This is a genomic window from Streptomyces sp. NPDC127119, assembly GCF_042677425.1.
Classification (GTDB): Bacteria; Actinomycetota; Actinomycetes; order Streptomycetales; family Streptomycetaceae; genus Streptomyces.
In genome coordinates this window covers 1-1,906 of record NZ_JBHXTO010000304.1, presented here as the reverse complement: position 1 = coordinate 1,906, position 1,906 = coordinate 1, and the positions used below count along the sequence as shown (strand labels likewise).

The 1,906-nt window shown below is 70.8% G+C and carries 1 protein-coding gene; it reads left to right on the top strand.

What is annotated here, in order from left to right; translation table 11 throughout:
- Positions 1–1,863 (top strand): acyltransferase domain-containing protein (locus ACFVH5_RS44310; RefSeq protein ID WP_385839358.1); only part of this gene is annotated, 1,863 nt, incomplete at its 5' end.
- Positions 1,864–1,906 lie beyond the last annotated feature (43 nt).

Genomic DNA, 1,906 nt, shown 5'->3' with positions numbered 1-1,906 from the left:
GCCCGCCCCTGGCCCGAAACCGACCACCCCCGACGCGCCGCCGTCTCCTCCTTCGGCATCAGCGGCACCAACGCCCACCTCATCCTCGAAGCCCCACCCACACCACAGGACACGAACACCCCACAGACACCGGACATCCCCGAGGGAACCCTCCTCCCCTGGATCCTGTCCGCCAAGTCCGAACAGGCACTACGCGCCCAGGCCGAACGGCTCCTGGAGCACGTGAACGAACACCCCGAGCTCCACGCTGCCGACATCACCCACTCCCTGGCCACCACGCGCACCACCTTCGAACACAACGCCGCTGCCGTGGGCGCCACCCGTGAGGAGTTGCTCGCACAACTCGGCGCCCTCGCGCAGGACCCCTCCCCCGTCGCCTTCCGTGCCCAGCCGCCCACCGGGAAGGTCGCCTTCCTCTTCACCGGTCAGGGCTCCCAGCACGCGGGGATGGGACGCGCTCTCTACGACACCTATCCCGTCTTCCGCGAGGCCTTCGACGAGGCCTGCGCCGCTCTGGACCGGTACCTCGACGCCGAGCATTCCGTCAAGGAGGTCGTCTTCAGCGACGACCCGGCCCTGCTGAACGAGACCCGCTACACCCAGCCGGGGCTTCTGGCGCTGCAGACGGCGCTCGCCCGGCTCGTGGTGGACCGGTTCGGCGTCTCGCCCACCCACCTGATGGGCCACTCCGTCGGTGAGATCGCGGCCGCCCACGTGGCGGGAGTCCTCTCACTCGACGACGCCTGCCGACTCGTCGCCGCCCGCGGCACCCTCATGCAAGCCCTCCCCACCCACGGCGCCATGATCGCCATCGAAGCCACCGAGGACGAAACAACCCCACACCTCACCCCACACACCGGCATCGCCGCCATCAACGGACCCCACGCCCTCGTCATCTCCGGCGACGAACACGACGTCACCACCATCGCCCAGCACTTCGCCACCCAAGGACGACGCACCCGCCGCCTCACCGTCAGCCACGCCTTCCACTCACCCCACATGAACCCCATGCTCGACGACTTCGAGCACATCGCCGCGGACCTCACCTACCACACACCCACCATCCCCCTCGTCTCCACCGTCACCGGTGGGCTCGCGGGTTCCGAGATCACCGGGGCCGGCTACTGGACCGACCACGTCCGCAGCACCACCCGCTTCCACGACGGCCTCAAGGCACTGCACAACGACGGCGTCACGCTGTACCTGGAGATCGGCCCGGACGCCGTCCTCACCGCGCTGGCCCGCGAGGCACTGCCGCAGGCGAGCGCCGCGGCGCTGGTCCGGCCGGGGGCCCCGGAGCCGGCCACCCTGCTCGCGGGCCTCGTCCAGGCACACGCGGGCGGTGTCGCCGTCGACTGGACGGGCGTCCTCGCCGGGCGCGTGGCCCGGAACGTCACTCTTCCCACGTACGCGTTCCAGCGTCGTCGGTACTGGCTCGACGCACCCGAGCCCGCCGGTTCCCCGGCCGTCCTCGGCCTGGAGTCCACCTCCCATCCGCTGCTGGCCACGGCGACCGAACTCCCGGACGGCAGCCACCTGTTCACGGGTCGGGTGACGCTGAACTCGCACGCGTGGCTGAGCGATCACATCGTCATGGGGACCGTGGTCCTGCCGGGCACCGCGTTCATCGAGCTCGCGCTGCACGCGGCCCTGACGGTGGGTCTGGACGAGGTGGCGGAACTCGTGCTGAACGCGCCCGTCACCTTCGGTTCCGAGGACGCCGCGCTGCTCCAGGTGGTCGTCGGTCCCGAGAATCCGGCGGCGGGCCGCAGCCTGATGATCAGGTCCCGCTCGGTGAAGGACCACGCGTGGACGGAGAACGCCACCGGCACGCTGGGCGTGCCCGCGCCGGTTCCTTCCTGACCCCGGCCGCAAGCGGGCGCCCCCTCACCAAGTGGTGAGGGGG